The organism is Microcystis sp. M53603_WE2, from assembly GCF_030065435.1.
On sequence record NZ_JASJFF010001211.1, the window covers coordinates 1 to 1,823 of the forward strand.

Here is a 1,823-nt window from a genome sequence, read left to right on the forward strand (position 1 = left end):
ACATTATCCGTTGCATTGGCCGCTAAGAGATTACTGCGATCGGTGGGTGCGTTAATATTCTGTAGAGAAGCTTGATAACTGAGTCTAATATCCGTATTCGGGACGACAATCACCGGTGAGGTCAAAATTGCCCCAAAACTGCTATTAACCGTCTGAAACCCTAAAGAACCGTTAAAAAGACGCTCGCGATAATTGTACTCCACATTGAGCAGATAGGGATCCTGCAACTGTCCGATCGTCTGTTGAAAGCGAATTTTAGAACGAACACTATTTTCGATCTGTTCCAAATCTAAATTAGAAAAAGAAGCTGTCGCTTGCAAAAACGAGCGCTCGCCAAAATTAGTGGCAAAATTGCCCAATAAACCAAAAGCTTTCGGACTAAGGGCCGAAACTTCCCCACCTCCGGGGTTAGCTGAGGGAAAAGCATCGGGATTAAGGACTTTTTGAATTAAATATTGCGGTGTCAACTCAAAAATAGTCTTCGGTGTCTCCACTAAAGTTAGGGGACTTTCTACGAAAAATCCGCCCCGATCCTCCCCATCATAGCCCGGGGCAATTAAAAAAGGACGACGACGACGGCGATCGAAAGTGAGACTATTAATAAAAGTGGGTGCCACTACCCGTTGATCGAAAACCAACTGGGAATTACTCATCCGTAACTCATCGGTAAAGGGGCCGGTACTGCGAAAAGTGGCGGAATTGGCCCGAACTTCCAACTCAGGGGGGGAAAAAGGGTCATTCGTCAGACGCACATTAGTGGCATTCCACACCTTACCATCAAAATTCAAGCGTTCGGCCTGAAAACGGACGCGATTAATCGTTCCCCCCGACGGACTACTAATATTCTGTCGATCGCGCCGACTGGGATCCTGTCCCCCGACGACAAATTGAAAACCCTCTCCCGTCGTGATTCTCTGCAAGGGTTGATTTAATGCCAAACGATCGGTTAGGGTTCCAAAAGAACTGCTGGCCCCCGCACCCACATCGGTGGGCAGCGTTTGCCCTAAATCCCTAGCGGTGCTGGGTTGAAAAATCTCCCCATTAGCATTAAATACCACACCGCTATCCTGGACGAAATAATATTCAAAGCGATCGCCGCGCAGGATTTGATCTCCCCGGGTTAGGATCACCTGGCCCTCCGCTACCGCTAACTTTTCGGGAAGATTAATCTGTAAGCGATCGGCCGTTAGTACACTTTCGGCAAAACGCAGGGTGACATTACCTCTAGCGGTGATAATCTGCCGATTTTGGTCAAATTCCTGCTCATCGGCCACTAATTCCATGGGTCTTTCCCCTTCTGGATTAGCGGTCTGAGCTAGGCTGTTATTGAGGGAAATCAAGTATTCTTGGCTGGTTTTTTCGCCTTTTTTCCTCACTAATAGCCGAGTTGAGCCATTTTTCTGGTTAAGAGCTTTTTGATTTAATCCTGAAACTATCTCGGTTTCGGGATTAATGGTGACACCAACGGCTGCGGGGGGTGGAGAATTCTGAACAGAAAGGGGTGTTCCTAAAGTTGCCGCATCACCCGCACTGCTAGGTAAAGGTTCCAAGGGAATACCCTCATCGGGAACCAAGGGTTTTACCTCGACGGTTTCCGGGGGTGGAGTGACGGTGAGGGGAATAGAAACGCTCTCTGCTGAAGGCTTTTTTGCTTCTAGAGGTGCTGGGGTGACAGGGAGGGAAACTACAGACGTGGGACTATTTTCCGAAACTTGGCGCTCCTCCGTTTCCGGTTCAGCTACAGTATTAATCAGGGCAGGTGGTTCAACAGCTAAGAGAAAAAAAGACATGACTGCACGAGTCGGCGATCAAAATAGAGGACG

At 48.3% G+C, this 1,823-nt stretch carries 1 protein-coding gene; it reads right to left on the minus strand.

Annotated features, from left to right (window positions below; genetic code table 11):
• Positions 1-1,790 (minus strand): DUF3769 domain-containing protein (locus tag PX481_RS25320; protein ID WP_288096721.1); only part of this gene is annotated, 1,790 nt, incomplete at its 3' end.
• Positions 1,791-1,823: the final 33 nt, after the last annotated feature.